17 protein-coding genes are annotated in these 22,177 nt (G+C 67.5%); 11 read left to right on the forward strand and 6 right to left on the reverse strand.

What is annotated here, in order from left to right:
* From hutU to HB724_RS07170, 3 genes are all read left to right on the forward strand, one after another.
* A partial coding sequence (gene hutU, locus HB724_RS07160) for a urocanate hydratase (protein ID WP_213980233.1) occupies positions 1-1,097 on the forward strand: 1,097 nt, incomplete at its 5' end.
* Positions 1,098-1,129: 32 nt separating this feature from the next.
* On the forward strand, positions 1,130-1,675 hold the full coding sequence (locus HB724_RS07165; protein WP_213980234.1) for a HutD family protein: 546 nt from the start codon (positions 1,130-1,132) through the stop codon (positions 1,673-1,675).
* A 173-nt stretch (positions 1,676-1,848) separates the two neighbouring features.
* Complete coding sequence (locus HB724_RS07170) at positions 1,849-3,723, forward strand: ABC transporter ATP-binding protein (protein ID WP_213980235.1); 1,875 nt, start codon at positions 1,849-1,851, stop codon at positions 3,721-3,723.
* Between the two features lie 614 nt (positions 3,724-4,337).
* Here HB724_RS07170 and HB724_RS07175 read toward each other — a convergent pair.
* The 4 genes from HB724_RS07175 to HB724_RS07190 form a co-directional block, all read right to left on the reverse strand.
* Positions 4,338-6,920 (reverse strand): M14 metallopeptidase family protein, encoded by a 2,583-nt coding sequence (locus HB724_RS07175; protein ID WP_213980236.1) that lies wholly within the window; start codon positions 6,918-6,920, stop codon positions 4,338-4,340.
* Between the two features lie 175 nt (positions 6,921-7,095).
* Complete coding sequence (gene mprF / locus HB724_RS07180) at positions 7,096-9,693, reverse strand: bifunctional lysylphosphatidylglycerol flippase/synthetase MprF (protein WP_213980237.1); 2,598 nt, start codon at positions 9,691-9,693, stop codon at positions 7,096-7,098.
* Entirely contained in the window at positions 9,663-10,067 is a 405-nt protein-coding gene (locus tag HB724_RS07185; RefSeq protein ID WP_213980238.1) for a DUF2147 domain-containing protein, read from the reverse strand. The genes mprF and HB724_RS07185 overlap by 31 nt, the downstream gene beginning before the upstream one ends.
* Positions 10,064-10,834 carry an AcvB/VirJ family lysyl-phosphatidylglycerol hydrolase gene (locus tag HB724_RS07190; protein ID WP_213980239.1) on the reverse strand — a complete coding sequence of 257 codons (771 nt, stop codon included), beginning with the start codon at positions 10,832-10,834 and terminating at the stop codon, positions 10,064-10,066. Before HB724_RS07190 ends, HB724_RS07185 begins: the two co-directional genes overlap by 4 nt.
* Before the next feature lie 242 nt (positions 10,835-11,076).
* On the opposite strand from HB724_RS07190, the gene HB724_RS07195 reads away from it, so the two are divergent.
* Positions 11,077-11,997 carry an alpha/beta hydrolase gene (locus HB724_RS07195; RefSeq protein WP_213980240.1) on the forward strand — a complete coding sequence of 307 codons (921 nt, stop codon included), beginning with the start codon at positions 11,077-11,079 and terminating at the stop codon, positions 11,995-11,997.
* A 56-nt stretch (positions 11,998-12,053) separates the two neighbouring features.
* A complete protein-coding gene (locus HB724_RS07200; protein WP_213980241.1) occupies positions 12,054-12,926 on the forward strand; it encodes an NAD(P)-dependent oxidoreductase in 873 nt (290 codons plus the stop codon).
* A gap of 188 nt (positions 12,927-13,114) precedes the next feature.
* On the opposite strand, the gene HB724_RS07205 is transcribed toward HB724_RS07200, so the two are convergent.
* Positions 13,115-14,800, reverse strand: a complete 1,686-nt coding sequence (locus HB724_RS07205) for an MFS transporter (RefSeq protein ID WP_213980242.1) — start codon at positions 14,798-14,800, stop codon at positions 13,115-13,117.
* 97 nt (positions 14,801-14,897) lie between these two features.
* On the opposite strand from HB724_RS07205, the gene HB724_RS07210 reads away from it, so the two are divergent.
* From HB724_RS07210 to HB724_RS07235, 6 genes are all read left to right on the forward strand, one after another.
* Positions 14,898-15,164 carry a DUF6356 family protein gene (locus HB724_RS07210; RefSeq protein ID WP_213980243.1) on the forward strand — a complete coding sequence of 89 codons (267 nt, stop codon included), beginning with the start codon at positions 14,898-14,900 and terminating at the stop codon, positions 15,162-15,164.
* Positions 15,161-16,510: an FAD/NAD(P)-binding protein gene (locus tag HB724_RS07215; protein ID WP_213980316.1), complete on the forward strand. Its 1,350-nt coding sequence runs from the start codon at positions 15,161-15,163 to the stop codon at positions 16,508-16,510. The genes HB724_RS07210 and HB724_RS07215 overlap by 4 nt, the downstream gene beginning before the upstream one ends.
* A 110-nt stretch (positions 16,511-16,620) precedes the next feature.
* The gene (gene hppD / locus HB724_RS07220) at positions 16,621-17,658 is read left to right on the forward strand and encodes a 4-hydroxyphenylpyruvate dioxygenase (protein ID WP_213980244.1); all 1,038 of its coding nucleotides are present in this window, start codon (positions 16,621-16,623) and stop codon (positions 17,656-17,658) included.
* Between the two features lie 255 nt (positions 17,659-17,913).
* The gene (gene hmgA, locus HB724_RS07225; protein ID WP_213980245.1) at positions 17,914-19,191 is read left to right on the forward strand and encodes a homogentisate 1,2-dioxygenase; all 1,278 of its coding nucleotides are present in this window, start codon (positions 17,914-17,916) and stop codon (positions 19,189-19,191) included.
* A gap of 134 nt (positions 19,192-19,325) precedes the next feature.
* Positions 19,326-19,679, forward strand: a complete 354-nt coding sequence (locus HB724_RS07230; protein ID WP_346344687.1) for a Rieske (2Fe-2S) protein — start codon at positions 19,326-19,328, stop codon at positions 19,677-19,679.
* A gap of 10 nt (positions 19,680-19,689) precedes the next feature.
* A complete protein-coding gene (locus HB724_RS07235) occupies positions 19,690-20,841 on the forward strand; it encodes an isovaleryl-CoA dehydrogenase (RefSeq protein ID WP_275956455.1) in 1,152 nt (383 codons plus the stop codon).
* Positions 20,842-20,971: 130 nt separating this feature from the next.
* Here HB724_RS07235 and HB724_RS07240 read toward each other — a convergent pair whose 3' ends face one another.
* Entirely contained in the window at positions 20,972-22,153 is a 1,182-nt protein-coding gene (locus HB724_RS07240; RefSeq protein WP_213980247.1) for an SGNH/GDSL hydrolase family protein, read from the reverse strand.
* Positions 22,154-22,177: the final 24 nt, after the last annotated feature.

Below are 22,177 nucleotides of genomic sequence, written 5' to 3' on the forward strand. Positions count from 1 at the left end.
GCATCGCCGTCGAGTGCCAGCCCTCGCGGATCGAGATGCGCCTCAAGACCGGCTATCTCGATCGCCAGGCCGCCACGATCGAGGAAGCCCTCGCCATCGTCGAGGAAGCGCATGCAGCCGGCAAGCCGGTCTCGGTCGGCCTGCTCGGCAATGCGGCGGACGTCTATCCCGAGATGGTCCGCCGCGGCATCCGCCCCGATGCCGTCACCGATCAGACCTCCGCGCACGATCCGCGCAACGGCTATCTCCCGCTCGGCTGGACGCTCGACCAGTGGGACAAGATGCGCGTCGCCGATCCGGAGGTGGTCGACAAGGCCGCCCGCGCCTCGATGGCGGTCCATGTCCGCGCGATGCTCGATTTCCACAAGATGGGCATCCCGGTGGTCGATTACGGCAACAACATCCGCCAGATGGCGCTGGAGGAAGGCGTCACCGACGCATTCGATTTCCCCGGCTTCGTCCCCGCCTATATCCGCCCGCTCTTCTGCCGCGGCGTGGGGCCGTTCCGCTGGGCCGCGCTCTCGGGCGATCCCGAAGACATCTACAAGACCGACGCCAAGGTGAAGGAGCTGCTGCCCGACGACGGGCATCTCCACAACTGGCTCGACATGGCGCGCGATCGCATCCACTTCCAGGGCCTGCCCGCGCGCATCTGCTGGGTCGGCCTGGGCGATCGCGACCGGCTGGGCCTCGCCTTCAACGAGATGGTGGCCAAGGGCGAGCTCAAGGCCCCGATCGTCATCGGCCGCGACCATCTCGACAGCGGCTCGGTCGCCTCGCCCAATCGCGAGACCGAGCGGATGAAGGACGGCTCCGATGCCGTGTCCGACTGGCCGCTGCTCAACGCGCTGCTCAACACCGCCAGCGGCGCGACCTGGGTGTCGCTCCATCATGGCGGCGGCGTCGGCATGGGCTTCTCGCAGCATTCGGGCATGGTCATCGTCGCCGACGGCACCGAGGACGCCGCACGCCGCATCGGCCGCGTGCTGTGGAACGATCCCGCGACCGGCGTGATGCGCCACGCCGATGCCGGCTACGAGATCGCGATCGATTGCGCGCGCGAGAAAGGCCTCGACCTCCCCGGCATCCTCGGCTGATGCGCCTGCTCCCCGCCGCTTCTCGCACGGCCATGCCGTGGCGGAACGGCGGCGGGGTGACGACCGAGGTCGCGGCCTCTCCCGAAGGCGCCGGCATCGCCGATTTCGACTGGCGCGTGAGCATCGCCCGGATCGATGCCGACGGGCCGTTCTCGGCGTTTCCCGGCATCGACCGGACACTCGTCCTCCTGTCCGGCGGCCCGGTCGTCCTGACCGCGCCGGACTGGGAGGAGACGCTGACCGAGGGATCGGCCCCGATCGTCTTCGACGGTGCCGATCCCGTCGCGGCGCGCATCGCCGCCCCCTCCACCGATCTCAACGTGATGAGCCGCCGCGAGCGTTGCCGTCACGTGCTGCGCCTGCTCACACTGCCACAGATCGTGACCGGCGAAGCGCTGGTGATCGCCGCCGATGCCGGCATCGCCTGCAACGATCTGGCGCTCGAACCGATGGATGCGCTGCACCTCGCACAGGGCGAAACCGCCGCCCTCCACGGCCCGGCCGGCGCCCGAATCTGGGCAGTTTCGATCCGAAGCGCCGCGAAAAGCCGCAAATTGCGGGAAACACCCCAGCCGTAAACCGGCTGCATCAGTCGGCCCGACATGCAATTGGTCGACCGGCTCACCGATACAGGCCCACCTCCTGCCCGGTCGGCACGAAAGGTTCATTCGGGGTTCATGCAGGCACCGCTCTTTCCGTCCAAGGGTCTGCTGCGCCGCAAAATTAGAATGGACCAATAAGGGTCGAACCATTGCCGTTTCTTGCCAGTCCCATACGTTTTCTCGCGCATTATGTCGCAACCCGGCCGCTCGGCTTCGCGCTCCTCACGCTGATCGTGGTCCTCGGCTCGTCGAGCCAGGTCGGCGTGCAATATGCCATGAAGCTGCTCATCGATGCGATGACCGGGCCGGCCCATGCGCTGGGCCAGGTCGAGACGGCGCTGATCGCCTTTGTCGGGCTGGTCGCGCTGGAAAGCGGGCTGCTGCGCGCCTCGGCGATGCTGCTCTGCCGCCTGACCGTCTCGACCGGCGTACGCATCCGGCTCGACATGTTCGATTATCTGACCGGGCACCAGCTCTCCTTCTTCCAGAACCAGCGCGCCGGTTCGCTCGGCCACCGTGTCGGCGCGCTCACCGGCTCGTTCAGCGCGCTGGTCCATCGCATCCTGATGGAGATCGCGCCGCCACTGATCTCCTTCGCTGGCGCGCTGCTCATCTTCCTGTCGATCGACACACGCATGGCGATCGTGCTCGCTTTGGTGTTCGTGACGGTCAGCGCGACTTTGGTGCGGCTCGGCCTGGGCGGCGATGCCTATCACAAGGAATTCGCGCGCCAGGCGGGCAACAGCAGCGGCGAGCTGGTCGACCTGATCGGCAATATCTGGGCGGTGAAGGCGTTTGCCGCCCGCCCGCGCGAGCTCGATCGGCTGCGCGGCTATTTCGAGAAGGAAGCGGCCGCGCAGCGCCGCGGTTGGTTCTTCGTCGAGCGCGTCCGCGGGCTGCACGACATCGCGCTGATCCTGCTCGTCGGCGGCACGCTCTTCTGGGCGATCAGCCGCTGGTCCGCCGGCGCGATCACCGCGGGCGACGTGGTGGTCATCAGCGCGATGACCTTCCGCATGCTCAACGGCTCGCGCGATCTCGCGATGGCGCTGATCGATACCAGCCAGCAGTTCAGCTATCTGGGCGAGACGCTCGACATCATCGGCGTGCCCCATGCGCTTCCCGATGCGCCGAACGCGCGTCCGCTGAAGCCCAGCGAGGGCTCGATCCGGCTGGAGAACATCACCTTCGGCTATGATCCGCACCGCCCGGTGCTGCACGACGTCTCGATCGACGTGCCCGCCGGGCAGAAGGTCGGCATCGTCGGCCCGTCCGGCGCCGGCAAGTCGACCATCCTCCAGCTCGTCCAGCGCCTCTACGAGACCCAGGCGGGGCGGATCCTGGTCGACGGCCAGGCGATCGACGCCGTGACGCAGGACAGCCTTCACGCCGCGGTCGCGGTGGTGCCGCAGGAAGTGCTGCTGTTCCACCGCTCGGTGCTGGAGAATATCCGCTTCGCCCGCCCCGACGCGACCGACGAGGAAGTCCAGCGCGCCGCCGAGGCCGCCCATTGCGCCGCCTTCATCAGCGAGATGCCGGAGGGCTATGACAGCATCGTCGGCGAGCGCGGCACCAATCTCTCGGGCGGCCAGCGCCAGCGCATCGGCATCGCCCGCGCCTTCCTGAAGGATGCCCGGATCGTGCTGCTCGACGAGGCGACCTCGGCGCTCGACACCGGCTCCGAGATCGAAGTGCAGCAGGGGCTGGACGCGCTGATGACGAACCGCACCGTGCTCGCGGTCGCGCACCGCCTGTCGACGGTCGTCGCGTTCGATCGCATCCTGGTGGTCGAGGACGGCCGCGTGGTCGAGGACGGCCCGCCGCTGCGCCTGTTGCGCGAGGGCGGCGCCTTCCGGCGGCTCTGGGCGCTGCAGGCAGAGGGGCTGGACCAGCCCATCGGCAATGGCGCCCGCCCGCCCGTGCAGGAACCGATCGCTCTCCCGATCGCAACCCGCAGCCGCGCGCCGGGCCGCACCGGCCGCCGCTGGCGGAGCGGCCTCACGAGGCTGCCGAAGATCAATTGAGGCTGCCCGGTTCTTTCCGGGACCGATCGGCGGTCGCGCCTCCAGCATAAACCCCACCCCAATCGTCCCCCGGCCGAAGTGCCGGGGTCCACCGTGCGGCTGGGAGAGCCCCTGGAGCCTGATCCACCGATGTTGAAACACTTTTCCCCGGCGAAGGCCGGGGCCCAGTTTCCACGAAGTCGAGACGGCAGGATGACGCCTCCAATGCCTCGCGACTGGGCCCCGGCCTTCGCCGGGGAAACCGATTCCAATCGGTTGAATCCGACTCTGGAAACGTGAGGGGTTCTCTCGCGGATACGTAGACCCCGGCACTTCGGCCGGGGTGCCGTGGGAATTTTACCGCACGCGGCACCCACCAATCCGCGCCGCGGCCCCTTGAAAAATAGGATTTGAGAGCCGACCCCAAGGATCGGCTCTTTCTCATCGTCGAAGCATCTGGAAAGCGCGCGCCGCGCGGAAAGACTCACGCGTGATGGAGTCAAATGAGTCAACCGGCCGGTCAACGGCATCCTGCCGGACCCACGGATTTCCACCAGTCTTCAGTCGACCCGCAACTCGGTGCGGGGACATCCACCAAAGCGAAAAGGGGGCGCCTCACGGACGCCCCCTCCCTCTCAATGTGCGTACATCAGGTTGAACAGCAGCTTGTAATTGCCATGCGACTGGCCGCGCCACTGCGGCTCGAAGCCGTAGAGATAGATCTTGCCCTTGCCATAGGGCACTTCCATCGCCGCGGCCTTGCCCTGGATCTTCTCCGGGTGGAGCAGCACGCCGCTGCGCAGCGGATTGCCGCTGGCCGCATAGGACGCGAGGATCTTGCCGTTGAAGCCGGCCTTGGGCGCGAAGGCCGGGCTGCGCTCGAACATCACGATCGGATCGGTGGGCATGCCCGCCGAGGCCGCCGTGCCCGGCTCCAGCAGGATCTGGAGCAGCGCACCCGAGCAGAAGAACTCGTCGCTCTTCACGCCCTTCAGGATGTTGGTCACCGGCAGGTCGAACAGGTCGATCACCGCGTCCGAGGCGTTGTTCATCGCGACCAGCGTGCCGCCGTCCGCGACGAACTTCTTCAGCGCCGCGCCGCCGTCCTCGCCGATACCGCCGGCATAGGGAGCAGGCGCTTCCTTCTCGCTGAAGCCGTTGATGAGCGCGCCGATCGATCCCCGACGCTGCGGGGCCGCACCCGCCACCGGCGCCGTCGTCGCCGCGGCGACCTGGCGGCCGCCGCTGATGTCCGGCAGGACGATCGTATCGTACTTGCCCGCCAGCCCGGCCTTCACATCGGCGTTGTAGACGCTCTTCGCGCCGAAGCCGTATTGCTCGAAGACCCAGCGGGTCCAGCCCTCGTCGATGTTCGAGCCCCAGGGACGATAGAGGCCTACCCGGCCCTTGCGGACCACCTGCCCCATCGGCGCCTGGCTGACGGCCGTGGCGGTCACGCCCAGCGGCGTCACGATCTTCTCCAGCTTGGCGCGGTCGATCCCCGAGACCACGATCGACTCGTCCGATCCGGCCGCGAAGCTCGCCTTGCCGCCGGCCGCGAGCACGGCGTTCAGCACCTTGAAGCTGCCGTTGACCTTGCGGCTGAGAACATAGCTGCTCCCCTGCCCGGTCACGCCGCCCGCCGGCGCATCGGCCTTGGCGACCTTCACCAGCGCGTCGGACAGCCCGGCATCGAGCGGCGTCTTCACCGCATCGACCTTCACGCCCAGCTGCATCGGCAGCGTCCAGCCGGTGACGTCATAGGGCAGGTCGACGGGCTTGCCGTCGCCGTCCATGATCGCGTCCGGATATTTCTGCGGCTCGAACAGCTCCTTGGCGAGGCCCGCGAAAGGCTGCGCCATCAGCACGACGAACGAGCCCGCCGGATAGCTGGTGCCGCCGATCGTCGCCGGGCTCTTGAGCTGGTGTACGTCCAGTCCATGGCTGATCATGAGCTGCGCGAGCGAGGCCGCCTCGGGCATGTCGGCCTGGCCCGAGGGGATGACATAGGCGAACGGCCCCTCGGTCGAATAGAGCTTCACCGCGTCGCGGCCCGCCTGGTAGCGGTTATAGAGCAGCGTCTCGCGATATTTCTGCGCGGTCTCCAGCACCGACATCGACGCGGTGACCATATAGTCCACCGAGTCCTTCAGGTGCCATTCGCCGCCCTTCCAGGGGTCCGGATACCAGATCTGCGCCTTCAGATCCTTCATGTTGTCCGGGAAGTCCTTGACGTCATAGGTCTTGGGCGTGGCGCTGTCGTGCGCGGTCTCGGTGAAGAACGAGATCGTGTTGCGGAAGACGTGGATGTAGTCGAGGAAGCCCGGATACCAGTTGTCGAACCGCGCCATCGCGATCGCGCCCGGCTTCTGCTCCTTCTCGAAGCGCGCCATCATGTTGGTGCCGATCGCGTTGGTCCAGATGCGCATATAGGGGCTGATGTTCGACGAGACCGGATCGGCAAAAGGCGGCATCCAGATGCGCGCGGGGAACGGCGCGGTCTGATGCTGCGAATACCAGATGACCGGCGAATATTCCTGCTCGGCCGAGTTCACCGCGCGAGTCTCGATCATGTTGAGCATGTAGCCGTCGCGATTGTTGTCGTGGCCGACATATTCCTGATACAGCCACGGCATCCGGCTCGTCTCATAGGGCGTGCCCAGATACTTGCGATACCAGTCGACGATCATGTCCTGGCCGTCCGGGTTCAGCGTCGGCCACAGCACCAGGATCACGTCGTCCAGAATCTTGTCGATCTCGGCGTCGTTCTTGGCGGAGAGCAGCTTGTAGGCGAGCGCCATCGGAAGCTGGTGATCGGCCACTTCGGAGGCGTGCATGCCGCCGTCGATATGGACGATGATCTTGCTGTCCTTGGCCAGCGCCTTCGCCTCGGCGTCGCTCAGCCCGCGCGGATCGCCCAAGCGGCGCGAGACTTCCTTGTAATGCTCGTACTTGGCGAGATTCTCGGGCGATGAGATCACCGCATATTCGAACGTCTTGCCCTGCGTGGTCTTGCCCGCGGTGAACATCTTGATGCGGTTGCTCGACGCCGCGAGCTTGTGGAAATAGGCGACCTCTTCCTCGTAGCGTGCGAGATAGCGATCCTCGCCCACGTCATGGCCCAGCACCGATTTCGGCGTCGGCACTTCCTGGGCGGCGGCCATGCCGGCGCCCAAGGCGATGGCGAGAATGGCGACCCCGGTCTTCAACTTGCGCATTTGCTTTGTCTCCCTTTGCCCGTGAAACCCCTGCGCCTGCGCAAGATCTTGTCCGGCGAGCACGGATCGGGCGGGAGAACCGCGCGACCCGGACTACATGGCGATCTTTTCGCTCGTGCAGCATCCTAGCCGCGCAATTTGTATATACAAGAAGGAAAATGGGAGTTCGAAAATATCAGCCGCCCACCAGCGCGGCGAGATCGATCAAGGCGCGCGGCGCCGAGAGCCCCGGCGAGGTGCCGATATAGCGCGGCACCCAGACGGGGCCGAACTTCGCCTTGAACGCCCGCAGCCCGGAAAAGCCGTAGAGCCGCTCGCCATGGCCATAGACCGCAGCGCCCAGCCGCGACCAGATCGGCGCCAGCGGCCCGCCCATCAGCCCCGACAGCGGCGCCAGCCCCAGGTTGAACCGCTCGAACCCCTGCGCCGCACCATATTGCAGCAGCCGCACGAACAGGAAGTCCATCGTGCCGTTGGGTGTATCGGGCAAATGCCGCATCAGGTCGATCGACATCTCCTCGCGGTTCGGCGTCGCCCAGATATTGGCGAAGGCGATGATCGCGCCGCCCTGCAGCAGCACCGCGCAATCGGATCGCGAGAGGTAATCGAGGTCGAACCGCCCCAGGCTGAACCCCTTCTCCGCCCCCGGCTTGCGCGCCAGCCAGGCGTCGGAAACGCGGGTCAGCTCCTCGCCATGGGCGCGCACCTCGGCCGCCGGGATCACCTCGAAGCTGATGCCGGAGGCCACCGCCTTGTTCACCGAATGCCGCAGCGACTTGTACGGGGCACCGGCCAGCTCGAACCCGCCGCGCAGGTCGACCATTGCCTCCTCGCCATATTTCATCGGCTGGAGCCCCAGCTCGACGACGAGCGGCAGCATGTCGATGCTCACCTGGAACAGGCAGAGCCGCCCGCGCGCCGCGTCGCAGCGCCGCCGCAGCTCCCAGATCAGCTCCGGCCAGGCCGCCGCCGGGCCGACGGGATCGCCCATCACGATCCAGGTGCGCCCCTGCACGCGATACATCAGGAAGGCGTCGCCCGCCGGCGAGACCAGGAAGTCCTTGTCGCCGGTGAAGGCGAGCATCGCATCCGCCCTGCCCGACTCCGCGATGGCGCGTTCGGCGACATCCGGGGGCAGCGTGTCCCGTCCGCCCGCGCGCGGCGCCGCCGACATGAGCTGCCAGAACGCCCAGCCGCCGACCAGCATCGTCGCCCCCAGCGAGGCGCGCAGGAAGCGCGGCGCATTGCCCCGCCACGCGAAATCCCACCACAGGGCGTCCGAATACGTCACGTGCTTATAGGCGAAGAAGCCCGCCCAGATGCTCAGCGCCAGCGCGATCAGCGCCGCCGCCCACCACCAGCGCGCGAACGGCGCCGCGCCGATCCCCGTCGTCCGGTAAAAGGCCGGCCGGCTATATTGCAGCAGCCCCGCGACCATGAGCAGCACGATCGCCTCCTCATAGTCGAAGCCCTTGAGCAGCGAGAACAGCGCGCCCGCCAGCAGCAGCGCCCGCCCCGCCAGGAAGCCGCTGCGCAGCCGTGCCTGCAGGGCAGGCGCGGTCAGCAGCAGCGCCGTCCCCACCAGGCTCGCGACGAAGTGCGAAGTCTCGACGAACGGCAGCGGCAACATGCCCTCGAGCGAGAGCATGCGGCCATGCACCGCGGGCAGCGCGCCCGACACGAGCAGCACGATCCCGCCGCCGAATACCAGCAGCGCCGCCAGCGAAGGCGCCAGCGCCTGTCCCACGCGCTGCGCAGCCGATAGCCCGGCCGCCAGCGGGTGCCGCAGCCGATGCCCCTCCAGCCCGATCATCATGCCCCCGGCAACGCCCAGCGGCAGCAGGTAATAGATCACGCGATAGAGCAGCAGCGCCGCGAACAGGTCGCTGCTCGCCATCGGCACCAGCGCCAGGATCGTCGCCTCGAACACGCCGACGCCGCCCGGCACATGCGTAATCATCGCGACGATGACCGCCAGCGCATAGGCAAGGAAAAAGCTGCCGAACAATGCCGGATCGGCATGCGGCACCAGCACGAACAGAGCGCCCGACGCGCAGGCCAGATCGAACGCCGCCACCGCGATCTGCGCCAGCATCGTCCGCGCGCCCGGCAGCGGCATGCTCGCCGCGCCGATCCGCAGCTCGCGAAGGCCCCGCGCCCTCAGCGCCACCACCAGCACGATCGCGCCGACGAACAAGGCACCGATCGCATGCTGCAATCTCGGCCCCAGCTGGAACACGCCGATGTCGATCGGCAGATGCGCGAACAGCAGGGCGACCGAAGTCACCGCGACGATCCCGGCCCAGAACGTGCCCGAGGCGATCAGCGTGATCCGCGCGACGTCCGCGAACTCCAGCCCCGCCGCCGAATAGGCCCGCAGCCGCGCCGATCCGCCGGTGAACAGCGACAGCCCCAGGTTATGGCTGAGCGTATAGCTGGTGAACGAAGCCAGCGCCGCCGTCCGCCATTTGAGCCGCTTGCCGATCGTGCGCACCGCGAACCAGTCGTACAGCGTCAGCGCCAGATAGCTGCACGCCGTCAGCACCAGCGCGATCCCCATCCGGTCCGGTCCGATCGCGTGCAGCGCGTGGCGCACGTCCTTCAGATGCACCTCGGCCAGGATCGAGCGCAGCGCCTCGAACCCCAGCAGCGCGACCGCCAGGATCGCCAGCCCGATCAGCAGGCGGCGGTTGCGCTTGGCAAGGGCGGCGATGCGGCCGCCGGGACGGGCGGCTGCGCCGGTCAGACTCGTGTCCAGTCCTGTGATTTGCATAGGAACCCCGCGATCAGGCAGCCCGAGATGCGCAGCGTGTTGGGCGCGCTCTGGACGATGTGCGAGGAGAAGCTGCGGCCCATGTCGGGCACATAGACGGTGCCGGACCAGCGCTGACGGCCCGAAGGGCGATAGTCGCGCAGCAACTGCGTGCCGATCAGGTTGGTCACGCCGGCTTCACGCGCATCCGCCATCGCCTCGGGCGTGGCGTTGACGATCTTGCCGCAAAGCTCGTTGCCGCATTGCTCCACGCGCACCGCGATCGTGTGCTTCGGGTTCTCCCAGGTGCCGATCGGCGTGTCGGCGACGGGCGGGGCCGCCCAGGCCGCGGTCGCGGCGCCGATCAGCAGCAGGGGCAAGGCCAACACTCTCATTTCGAAGGCTCCATCGGTTCGGGAACAAGGGTGCCGAGCGCGGCGAAGATCGTCCGCACCAGCAGATCGTGATCGTTGTTCAGGAAATGCCCGCCCGGCAGCGCGATCCGCCGCACGTTCGGCGTCAGCATCAGCGGGCAGAGGCTGTCGGGCTCCAGTTCGCCGCGGATGCAGGTGATCGGCACCCAATCGAGCTTGCGCGTGCTGGAGGCATCGGCATCGGGCGTGCCGTGATAGGCGATGTTGGTGGGATCGGCACGGAAATAGGCGGTTTCCCCCGGCACGACGAGCACCACCGCCGCGATCCGCGCGCGCAGGTCCGGCGCCAGCGACACCAGCCCCACGCGCACCATGTCGGCGCCGAAGGATTGCCCCATCACGATCAGCCGCTGCGCGCCGGTCCGCTTGAGCGTGTCGCGCATGGCATCGGCGACGATCGCATCGACCTCCTCCTGGCTGCGATGCGTCGCGAATGCAGTCGAGGAACTCACGGCCAGCACCGGCACGCCCGCCTTGGCCAGCGCGCCCGCGACATAGGGGCCCATGCCGAAGCGTAACCCCATGTCGCCGGAGAAATAGACCGCCGCCACCGGCTTGCGCCCGCCCTCGATGCCGAACAGGTGGATCGGATCGCGATCGAAGAAACCCGCGGCGGCATACAGCGCCAGGACCGCTCCTGCGAATATGGCGGTGGCGAGCGCGGTCCATCCCTTCCAGCCGCGCGGGATGATCCGGAAGCGACGTTGCGCCTGAACAGGTTGAATCATCGCATTGCCCTCACGCGGCACCCGGAAATCGTCGCGAGATCCCGCCTGCCGCCCAGTTTTCGCGCCCTCGATCGCGCCCGCTACGCCTGACTACATGAATGGACGATAGACGAAACGCCCCAAATCCACGTTCGGGCGAGATACATAGGCGCGCCGAAGGGACGATGCGCTCACCCTTTAGGATGATGGCGATTCGGCCGAACGCGCCTAGCGTGGCGACACCCAGCAGAAAGGGGTTTCCCATGCGCCTGATTCTCTCGGCGATTCTCGCCTGGCTTTTCGCGACGATTCCCGCCTCCGCCCAGAATTTCGATTTCCCGGCCGGCTTCAAGAGCCAGGACATCGCCACCAACGGCGCGACGATCCATGTCCGCACCGGGGGCAAGGGGCCGGCCGTCGTGCTGCTCCACGGCTATGGCGAGACCGGCGACATGTGGATCCCGATGGCCGCCGATCTGGCGCGCGATCATTTCGTCATCGTCCCCGATCTGCGCGGCCTCGGCCTCTCCTCCAAGCCCGCGGGCGGCTTCGACAAGAAGACCCAGGCGGGCGATCTCGCCGGCGTGCTCGCCGAGCTCCACGTCACGCGGATCGATCTCGTCACCCATGACATCGGCAACATGGTCGGCTTCGCCTTCGCCGCGCAGCATCCGGATCAGGTCCGCGCCTTCGCGCTGATCGACGCGCCGGTGCCCGGCATCGGCCCCTGGGAGGAGATCCTCAAGAACCCGCTGCTCTGGCATTTCCGCTTCGGCGGGCCGGACATGGAGCGCCTGGTGGCGGGCCGCGAGCGCATCTATCTCGATCGCTTCTGGAACGAATTCTCCGCCGATCCCGCGCATTTCACCGAAGCCGCCCGCCGGCATTATGCCGCGCTCTACGCGCTTCCCGGCGCGATGCATTCCGGCTTCGCCCAGTTCGCCGCCTTCGATCAGGACGCGATCGACAACCGCGCCTGGCTCGCCACCGGCGCGCGGCTGCCCATGCCGATCCTCGGCGTCGGCGGCGAGAAGTCGTTCGGATCGACCATGGCCGAAGTGATGCGCGCCGCCGCGCCCAATGTGCAGACCGCGATCGTCCACGGCTCGGGCCACTGGATCATGGAGGAGAATCCGGTCGAGACGACCCGGATCATCCGCGCCTTCCTCGAATCGGTGCAATAGCCGGCTTGCTCCCACACCGGCTCCGCCACTAGGGACATGGGGAAAGGAGACGCGGCATGAAACTCGGATTTCTCGGCCTGGGCCAGATGGGTGCCGGCATCGCCGCCAATCTGCTGAAGGCAGGCCATGAACTTCATGTCTGGAACCGCTCGCCCGAAAAGGCCGGGCCGCTGGTCGCCAAAGGCGCGGTGCTGGCCCGCTCGCCGCGCGAGGCGGCGGAAGGCGCCGATGCGATCTTCTCGATGATCGCCGACGACGCGGCGCTCGCCACCGTCATGGAGGGCGAGGACGGCCTGCTCGCCGGGCTTCCCGCGGGCGCGCTCCACATCTCGCACAGCACGATATCGGTCGCCGCCGCCGATCGCGCCGCCGGCCTCCACGCGGAGCGCGGCCAGCGCTTCGTCTCCGCCCCCGTCTTCGGCCGCCCGCCAGTCGCCGAGGCCGGCCAGCTCTGGATCGTCGCCGCCGGCGCCTCCGACGCGATCGATGCCGCCCAGCCGCTGTTCGACGTTATCGGCCGCACCGTGTTCCGCGTGGGCGGCACGCCCTCCGCCGCGAACCTCGTCAAGCTGGCCGGCAACTTCATGATCATGTCGACCGTCGAAGCCTATGGCGAGGCGATGGCGCTCGCCGAGCGCGGCGGCGTGCCGCGCGACCGCATGCTCGAAGTCCTCTCGGGCACGATCTTCGACGGCACGATCCACAAGATCTACGGCCCAATGATCGCCGAGCAGCGCTATCGCCCCGCCGGCTTCGCGGCCCCGCTCGGCCTGAAGGACATGCGCCTCGCCGGGGAGGCCGCCGCGACTGTGGGCCAGCCCATGCCGCTGCTCGATCTGCTCAAGGCGCACCTGACCGAAACCGTCGCGACCGAAGGCGACGATGTCGACGTGACCGCGATGGCCGCCACGATCGCGAAGCTGGGGTAGGATGGGCCGGCTGCCAGCCTCTTCTCTTCGTCACCCCGGCCGAAGTGCCGGGGTCCACCCATCCTCCAGAGAGCCCCTCACGCCTCTAGCTGCTCTCCCAGCATCTCGGTGGACCCCGGCACTTCGGCCGGGGTGACGGAGGAAGCTTTCACGCGGACTGATCTTCGTCGCGGGAATGTCGACCCACCCTAATCGTCGATACTCCGCCGGAAGGTCTCGGGCAGCAGGAACACCCCGATCACCACCGTCGCCGCGGCGACCACCACCGGATACCAGAGGCCGTAATAGATATCCCCCGTCGCCGCGACCATCGCGAAGGCGGTCGCCGGCAGGAACCCGCCGAACCAGCCATTGCCGATATGATAGGGCAGCGACATCGAGGTGTAGCGGATGCGGCTGGGGAACAGCTCGACCAGCATCGCCGCGATCGGGCCATAGACCATCGTCACCATCAGGATCAGCGCGGTCAGGATCGCGATCACCAGCGGCTTGTTCACCTGTGCCGGATCGGCCCTGGCCGGATAGCCGGCCGCGCCCAGCGATGCCTGCATCGTCGCCTGATATTGCTTGACCACGTCCTTGCGCGTCGCCGGATCGAGCAAGGTGCCGTCGTCCATCTCCAGCACCAGCCGGCCGCCGATCAGCAACTGCGTCCGTGAGGGCGCGACGCCCGCATCCGGATCGCGCGGCCACGCCGCCGCCGCATAGGGTATGCCCGCCTTAGCGAGGAACGCCTTGGCGATATCGCAGGTCCGCTCGTCGAAAACGTTCCGGCCGATCGGATCGAACTGCACCGAGCAATGCGCCGGATCGACCACCAGCCGCACCGGCGCGTTGCGCTGGGCCGCGGCCAGCGCCGGATTGGCGGCCTGGGTCAGCGCGCCGAACAGCGGGAAATAGGTGATCGCCGCCAGCGCGCAGCCGGTCAGCACGATCGGCTTGCGGCCGATCCGGTCGCTCAGCCAGCCGAAGAACACGAAGAACGGAGTCCCGATCACCAGCGCGATCGCGATCATCATGTTGGTGGTAACGCCGTCCACCTTCAGCATCTTCTCCAGGAAGAACAGCGCGTAGAACTGCCCGGCATACCAGACCACCGCCTGCCCCATCACCGCGCCGAACAGCGCGATCAGCACCAGCTTGAGGTTGCCCCATTTGGCGAAGGATTCCCTCAGCGGCGCCTTCGAAGTCTTCCCCTCCGCCTTCATCTTCTGGAACACCGGGCTCTCGGCGAGCTGGAGCCGGATCCACATCGAGACCGCGAGCAGCACGATCGAGACGAGGAACGGCACCCGCCAGCCCCAGTCGGCGAACGCCGCCTCGCCCATCGCCGCGCGCGTGCCGATCACCACCAGCAGCGCGGCGAACAGCCCCAGCGTCGCGGTCGTCTGGATCCAGCTCGTATAGAGGCCGCGCTTCCCCTCGGGCGCATGCTCGGCGACATAGGTCGCGGCCCCGCCATATTCGCCGCCCAGCGCCAGCCCTTGCAGGAGCCTGAGCGCGATCAGGATGAACGGCGCCGCGAGCCCGATCATGTCGAATCCGGGCAGCAGGCCGACGCAGAAGGTCGAGAGCCCCATGATCCCCATCGTGACCAGGAAGGTGTTCTTGCGCCCCACCAGGTCGCCGATCCGCCCGAACACCAGCGCGCCGAACGGCCGCACGGCGAAGCCGGCCGCGAACACCCCCAGCGCGAAGATGAACCCCGTCGTCTCGTTGAGCCCGGTCAGGAAATGTGCGGTGATGTTGGAAACGAGCAGCCCGTACAGGTAGAAATCATACCATTCGAAAACCGTACCCAACGAGGAAGCGGCGATCACCAGCTTCTCGCTCTGCGTCGCGCGGTGATGCTTCGGCAGCGTCTCTTCGGCCATGCCCTCTCCCCTTGTCGCCGGCAACCAACCACAGCCCGGCGCAACTGCAAAGCCTGAAAGGGTTCACAGGAGCCTCGCCGCAGCGTAATCAGCGCGCATGATCGACCGTATCTTCCTCTCCCACCCGCGCAGCGTCGGCGAGAGCTATGCCGAGCATGCCGCGACGGCGGCGCGCTTCGGGTTCACGATGATCGTCGGGGGCGCCGCATGCCTCCTCCATGCGATCGTGCCGGCCGTCTTCCCGCGCACCGCCAGCGATCGCGTCAAGAAGCTCTACATGCAGATGAAGGCGCGCCAGCCCGCCTTCGCCCAGTCCCGCCCGGCGTTCCAGGAACCCGAGTGGCAGATCGAGTACGAAATCTGATCGATCACGTCGCCATTATCGGCGCGGGGTTTTCGGGCACGCTGCAGGCGATCAACCTGCTCCGCCACGACGGCCCCCGCGCCACGCTGATCGAGCGCGCACCCGTGGCCGGCACCGGCCTCGCCTATGGCGCCGCGCATCCCAGCCACGTCCTGAACGTCCGCGCCGCGAACATGAGCGCCTTTCCGGACGATCCCGGCCATTTCGTCCGCTGGCTGGAGGCGCGCGGCATGGCCGATGCCGCCACCGCCTTCATCCCCCGCGTGACCTTCGGCGAATATCTGCGCGAGTTGCTGGAGGAAGCGCTGCGCACCTCCAACGGCCGGCTGACGCTGGTCCGTGGCGAAGTGGTGGATCTCGAATCGAACAATCGCGGCGTGCATGTCGTCCTGAAAGACCGCACGATCGAAGCCGATGCGGCCGTGCTCGCGGTCGGCAATCTCCCGCCGCACACGCCGCCTGGGCTCGACCCCGACGCGCTCTCGCCGACGCGCTACAAGGGCGACCCCTGGGATCCCAGCGTCCCCGAAAACCTCTCCGACGACGATACCGTCCTCGTCATCGGCACCGGGCTGACGATGGTCGATGTCGTGCTGCTGCTCGACGCGCGCGGTTTCCGCGGCAGGATCGTCGCCCTTTCGCGCCGTGGCCTGCTCCCACGCCCGCACGCCCCCGGCTCGGACTGGCAGAAGATCGCCGAGCGCCCCGCCCTTTCCGCATCCGACCTGCTCCACGCCGTCCGCCGGCGCGGCAAGGTGATCGGCTGGCGCAACGCCGTGGATGAGCTCCGCCCCTTTACCCAGGCGATGTGGGGCAATGCCAGCGAGGACGAGCGTGCCCGCTTCCTCCGCCATCTGCGCCCCTGGTGGGACGTCCACCGCCACCGCCTCGCGCCCGAGGTCCATGCACGCCTCCAGGCGATCCTCGATCGCGGCCAGCTCGAAGTCGTCGCCGGCAAGACGCTCGGCTTCGAGGAGCGCGCGGACGGCATCCAGGTCGCCTTCCGCCGCCGCGGCCAGGACGCGACCGAGACGCTGCTCGCCCAGCGCATCGTCAACTGCACCGGTCCCCTGGGCGACCTGGAGCGCACCGAGGAGCCCCTTCTCCAGCGCCTGGCCGCACGCGGCCTGATCCGCCCGGACGCGGGCCATCTCGGCATCGACGTCGACAATCAGGGCCAGACGATCGCCGCGGACGGCAGCCCCAATCGCACGCTCTACGCGCTCGGCCCGATGACGCGCGGCGCCTTCTGGGAAATCGTCGCGGTGCCCGACATCCGCACCCAGACCTGGAACGTCGCCCGCCGCCTTTCGAACGCGCACTGGGTGGGCGGCGAGGGGCTGTAAGCCTTAAGTTCGCCATTTATCTCACCGGAAGCCACAACTCACCGCTCCGGCATCGCCGCCGCAACTAGTATCAATTGACACCATTAGCCGGCCAGCGGTAGAACCGCCCCATGACCGATCCCGCGAATCCCCTCGGCCTCAACGGCTTCGAGTTCGTCGAGTTCACCTCCCCGAATCCGGACGCGATGGCGCGCCAGTTCGAGCAGCTCGGCTTCGTGCCGACGCACCGGCACCTCAGCAAGAACATCACCCGCTACAAGCAGGGCCGCATCAACCTGATGCTCAATCGCGATGCCGACGGCCGCGTCGCGCAGTTCCGCAACGAGCATGGCGCCTCCGCCAGTGCGATGGCGTTCCGCGTCGCCGATCCCAGGCTGGCGATGCGCTGGGCGCTCGATCACGGCGCGCAGCCCACGATCGAGGACGACACCGTCATCGAAGGCATCGGCGGCTCGTACCTCTATTTCATCCAGGACGGCATCGATCTCTATGCCGACTGGGCCGAGATCCCCGGCTGGCAGGAAGCCGAGGCGCAGAACAATGTCGGCCTCGACCTGCTCGATCACCTCACCCACAATGTCCGGCGCGGCCAGATGCGGGTGTGGTCGGACTTCTACAAGACGCTCTTCGGCTTCGAGGAGCAGAAATATTTCGACATCAAGGGCCAGGCCACCGGCCTGTTCAGCCAGGCGATGATCGCGCCCGACAAGGCAATCCGCATCCCGCTCAACGAGAGCCAGGACGACAAGAGCCAGATCGAGGAATTCCTCCGCGAATATCATGGCGAGGGCATCCAGCACCTCGCGCTGACCACGGACGACATCTTCGATACCGTCGAGCGGCTCCGTGCGAGGGGCGTGCGCCTCCAGGACACGATCGAGACCTATTACGAGCTGGTCGACAAGCGCGTCCCCGGCCATGGCGAGGATCTGGAACGCCTGCGCCGCAATCGCATCCTGATCGACGGCAATATCGGCGAAGAGGGCATCCTGCTCCAGATCTTCACCGAGAACATGTTCGGCCCGATCTTCTTCGAGATCATCCAGCGCAAGGGCAATGAAGGCTTCGGCAACGGCAATTTCCAGGCGCTGTTCGAGAGTATCGAGCTGGATCAGATCCGGCGCGGGGTAATCAAGGTCGACGCTTGATCCGCGATGCAGCGCGAAGGCGCCCGCCGTCGACCGGACGGCACGGCAAGCGAGCCCATAGGGCACGGCTTTGCCGGGACCGACGGGATGGCGGTTGATAGAGTTTGGAGGGGAGAGCCGGGACCAACCCGGCCCCAAATTTTCCCTCTCCTCCCCATGGGGAGAGGGAACCGCAGGAGGATGAGGGAGACGGCGCCACCGCGCCTCTCCCTCATCCGACTTCTCCGGCCAGCGAAGAGCGATTAGGAAGCGGCCATGCCCGATTATTTCCCCGGCTTCGGCAACCACGTCTCCACCGAAGCCGTTCCCGGTGCGCTCCCCATCGGCCGCAACTCGCCGCAAAGGCCCGCCTTCGGCCTCTATGCCGAGCAGCTCTCCGGCACCGCCTTCACCGCGCCCCGCCACGAGAACCGCCGCTCCTGGCTCTATCGCCTCCGCCCCAGCGCCGAGCATCCGCCCTTCACGCGTTACGACGGTGCTGCAAACTTCGCCCCTGGCACGGTGGGCCATCCCCTGCCCCCCAATCGCCTGCGCTGGGATCCGATCCCCGGCCCGTCCGAGCCGACCAACCTGATCGACGGCATGACGACGATGCTCGTCAACCGCGATCCCGCGGACCTGGAGGGCGTCGCGGTCCATCTCTACGCCGCCAATCGCGACATGGACGCCCGCGTCTTCATGGATGCGGACGGCGAACTGCTGTTCATCCCCCAGGCCGGCCGCCTGACGCTCCTCACCGAGCTCGGCCGCATCGACATCGCCCCCGGCCAGATCGCGCTGGTCCCGCGCGGGTGCAAGTTCCGCGCGCTGCTCCCCGACGGCGAGGCGCGCGGCTATGTCGCCGAGAACCACGGCGCGCTGTTCCGCCTCCCCGATCTCGGCCCGATCGGCGCCAATGGCCTCGCCAATCCGCGTGACTTCGAGACCCCCACCGCCTGGTTCGAGGATAACGACGAACCGTTCGAACTGGTCCAGAAATATCTCGGCAGCCTGTGGACGACCACGCTCGACCACAGCCCGCTCGACGTCGTCGCCTGGCACGGCAATCTCGCGCCCTGGCGCTACGATCTCGCCCGGTTCAACACGATCAACACGGTCAGCTTCGACCATCCCGATCCCTCGATCTTCACCGTGCTCACTTCGCCCAGCGACGTGCCGGGCCGCGCCAATGCCGATTTCGTGATCTTCCCGCCCCGCTGGATGGTGGCGGAAGACACGTTCCGCCCGCCCTGGTTCCACCGCAACGTGATGAGCGAGGCGATGGGCCTGATCCACGGCGCCTACGACGCCAAGGCGGAGGGCTTCGCCCCCGGCGGCCTCTCGCTCCACAACCTCATGGCCGGCCACGGCCCCGATCTGACGAGCTGGCAGGGCGCGACCAACGCCGATCTCAAGCCCCACAGGATCGAAGGCACCATGGCCTTCATGGTCGAGACCTGCTGGCCCTACAGGCCCACCCAACACGCCCTCGACCACGCCCAGCCCGACTATGACGCGGCATGGAAAGGCTTCCCCAAGGCCAGGCTCCCATGAATTCCTCCCCGGAACGGGGAGGGGGACCATCCGAAGGATGGTGGAGGGGCGGCGGCGAAGCCGCCGTCTTCGACGGCGCCCCTCCACCACGCCCTGCGGGCGCGGTCCCCCTCCCCGTTCCGGGGAGGAATTGAGTGCAGCACCTCTCCGAAACCCCACCCAACGTCATCCTCGGCCCTCTCGCCCTCGTCCCCGACGGCAAGGCCCGCAACTTCGTCCTGGAGATGCGCGCCGGCCGTTTCCACGGCTTCGTCGTGCGCTGGGGCGAGACCGTCCACGGCTATGTCGATCGCTGCGCGCACATGGCCCTCCCCCTCGCCCAGCAGCTCGACCAGTATCTCACCGAGGACGGTGCCCTCATCCAATGCTCCTGGCACGGCGCGCTCTACCGCATCGAGGACGGCGTCTGCGTGGGTGGCCCTTGCGCCGGCGCGCGGCTAAGGGCTTGGCCGGTAGCGGTGCGCGACGGGATGATCGTGACCGCCTGAGAGGATGACGATGGAACCGACCCTGGATTTCGACCTCGGCGAAACCGCCGACATGATCCGCGATACGACGCGGCGCTTCTCCAGCGAGAAGATCGCTCCCCTGGCGGCGAAGATCGACGCCGAGGACTGGTTCCCGCGCGACCTGTGGCCCGCAATGGGCGAGCTCGGCCTGCACGGCATCACCGTGGAGGAGGAATATGGCGGCCTGAACCTCGGCTATCTGGAACATGTCATCGCCTGCGAGGAAGTGTCGCGCGCGTCCGCCTCGATCGGCCTCAGCTATGGCGCCCATTCCAATCTCTGCATCAACCAGATCCGCCGCTGGGCGACCCCTGAGCAGAAGGCGAAATACCTCCCCAAGCTCGTCTCCGGCGAGCATGTCGGCAGCCTCGCCATGTCCGAGGCCGGGGCCGGCTCCGACGTGGTCAGCATGAAGCTCCGCGCCGAGAAGACCGACACGGGCTACATCCTCAACGGCACGAAATTCTGGATCACCAACGCGACTTACGCCGATACCCTCGTAGTCTATGCGAAGACCGGCGAAGGCAGTCGCGGCATCACCACCTTCCTGATCGAGAAGGACATGCCCGGCTTCTCGATCGGCCAGAAGATCGACAAGATGGGCATGCGCGGCTCCCCCACCGCCGAACTGGTGTTCGACGATTGCGAGGTGCCCGAGGAAAACGTCATGGGGCCGCTCAACGGCGGCGTCGGCGTGCTGATGTCGGGCCTCGATTACGAGCGCACCGTACTGGCCGGCATCCAGCTCGGCATCATGCAGGCCTGCCTCGACGTGGTCCTGCCCTATCTGCGCGAGCGCAAGCAGTTCGGCCAGGCGATCGGCCATTTCCAGCTCATGCAAGCCAAGGTGGCGGACATGTATGTCGCGCTCAATTCGGCCCGCGCCTATGTCTATGCCGTGGCCAAGAGCTGCGATTCCGGCCGCACCACCCGCTTCGACGCGGCCGGCGCGATCCTGCTCGCCTCGGAGAATGCCTTCCGCGTCGCCGGCGAAGCGGTCCAGGCGCTGGGCGGCGCCGGCTATACCAAGGACTGGCCGGTCGAACGCTTTCTCCGCGACGCCAAGCTGCTCGATATCGGCGCGGGAACGAACGAAATCCGCCGCATGCTCATCGGCCGCGAACTGATCGGCGCAGTCTGACCTATAGCCCTCTCCCGCTTGCGGGAGAGGGTTGGGTGAGGGCTCAGCGCAACGCACTCTCGATCGCACCTTCACCCGACTCACCCTCACCCCGGCCCTCTCCCGCAAGCGGGAGAGGGAGAGTTACAAGCTACCGAAACAACCCCAACGGGATCGCCTCACCCATCTTCGTCTCGCCGGCCGCATTCGGATGGAGATTGTCCCCGAACTGCAGCGCATCGGCCAGCCGCCGGGGATTGGCCGGATCGCCAACCACCTTCTCCATGTCGATCACGGCATCGAGCTCGCCCGAGCTGCGCATCCAGTCGTTGACGCGCACGCGGATCGCCTCGCCCTCGGGCCGCGCATATTTGGCGCCTTCGAACGGCAGGATCGTCATCGCGATCACCTTGATGCCATGCCCATGCGCGCGCTCGACGAGCTGGCGAAAGCCCTGGATCAACTGCGCCGCGGTGACCTCCGGATTCTTCACCCCGTTCCGCTCCAGCCCCGAATTGCCGATATCGTTGATCCCTTCGAGCAGCACGACATGCGTCACGCCGGGCATCGCCAGCACGTCGCGATCGAACCGGGCAAGCGCGCTAGGCCCCGCGCCCGTCGCCAATATCCGGTTGCCCGAGATCGCCTGCGTCACCACCACCTGCGGCATCCCCGCCCTGGCGAAGCGCCGCCCGAGCACATCGCCCCAGCGGCAGATCGGCACCGCATCATTGGCGCACCCGGTATTGTCGGTGATCGAGTCGCCATAGGCGACCACCACCGGCCGCGCCTTCGCCCCCAGCACGTCGATCCCGGCGATCAGCGGCCGGAAGCGCGTGGTCCGCGCCGGCACGAAGTCGCCGCCGCTATGGTCGCCGGGGCCGGAAACCTGCGTCGGCTGGCCGCCCGCGTCGTGCACCGTCTCGATCTCGGCCCGCTCCGGCAGGAACAGCGAGACCTCCACCACGTCGAACGCCCTGACCGGCAACGCCACCGGATCGCTCACCAGCGGTGCCCCCTGGGGCAATTGCGTGGAGCCCTGCCCGTCGAACGTCACCCGCACCGTCGGCCCGCCTGCGATCCGTACCGTCGCCGCGCCGATCGCCAGCGCCGCGCCATACTCATTGGCAAGCCGCAGCCGCAGCTTGCTTCCGCCCATCCCGACCCGCACCGCGGCGCGGATCGTGGCGTTCTCGACCAAAACGCGCTGGTCCGGATTGGTCGCCTGCCACATGCTCGCGGTCCAGGCCGGCGTCCACGCATCCGGCGAGGGCGCCGCCGCCCCGGTCGCAGCCAGAGCCGCGGCGGCAAACGCAATCCGAAACCAGCGCATATCCCCTCCTATGTTCGTCGTCCT

The organism is Sphingomonas sp. dw_22 (assembly GCF_018449795.1).
Lineage (GTDB): Bacteria > Pseudomonadota > Alphaproteobacteria > Sphingomonadales > Sphingomonadaceae > Sphingomonas.

Coding starts and splice junctions, on each gene's coding strand:
- hppD (WP_213980244.1), top strand. CDS start 16,621: ATGACCGATCCCGCGAATCCCCTCGGCCTCAACGGCTTCGAGTTCGTC.
- mprF (WP_213980237.1), bottom strand. CDS start 9,693: ATGCAAATCACAGGACTGGACACGAGTCTGACCGGCGCAGCCGCCCGT.
- HB724_RS07195 (WP_213980240.1), top strand. CDS start 11,077: ATGCGCCTGATTCTCTCGGCGATTCTCGCCTGGCTTTTCGCGACGATT.
- HB724_RS07185 (WP_213980238.1), bottom strand. CDS start 10,067: ATGAGAGTGTTGGCCTTGCCCCTGCTGCTGATCGGCGCCGCGACCGCG.
- HB724_RS07205 (WP_213980242.1), bottom strand. CDS start 14,800: ATGGCCGAAGAGACGCTGCCGAAGCATCACCGCGCGACGCAGAGCGAG.
- HB724_RS07210 (WP_213980243.1), top strand. CDS start 14,898: ATGATCGACCGTATCTTCCTCTCCCACCCGCGCAGCGTCGGCGAGAGC.
- HB724_RS07190 (WP_213980239.1), bottom strand. CDS start 10,834: ATGATTCAACCTGTTCAGGCGCAACGTCGCTTCCGGATCATCCCGCGC.
- HB724_RS07235 (WP_275956455.1), top strand. CDS start 19,690: ATGGAACCGACCCTGGATTTCGACCTCGGCGAAACCGCCGACATGATC.
- HB724_RS07165 (WP_213980234.1), top strand. CDS start 1,130: ATGCCGTGGCGGAACGGCGGCGGGGTGACGACCGAGGTCGCGGCCTCT.
- HB724_RS07175 (WP_213980236.1), bottom strand. CDS start 6,920: ATGCGCAAGTTGAAGACCGGGGTCGCCATTCTCGCCATCGCCTTGGGC.
- HB724_RS07240 (WP_213980247.1), bottom strand. CDS start 22,153: ATGCGCTGGTTTCGGATTGCGTTTGCCGCCGCGGCTCTGGCTGCGACC.
- HB724_RS07200 (WP_213980241.1), top strand. CDS start 12,054: ATGAAACTCGGATTTCTCGGCCTGGGCCAGATGGGTGCCGGCATCGCC.
- hmgA (WP_213980245.1), top strand. CDS start 17,914: ATGCCCGATTATTTCCCCGGCTTCGGCAACCACGTCTCCACCGAAGCC.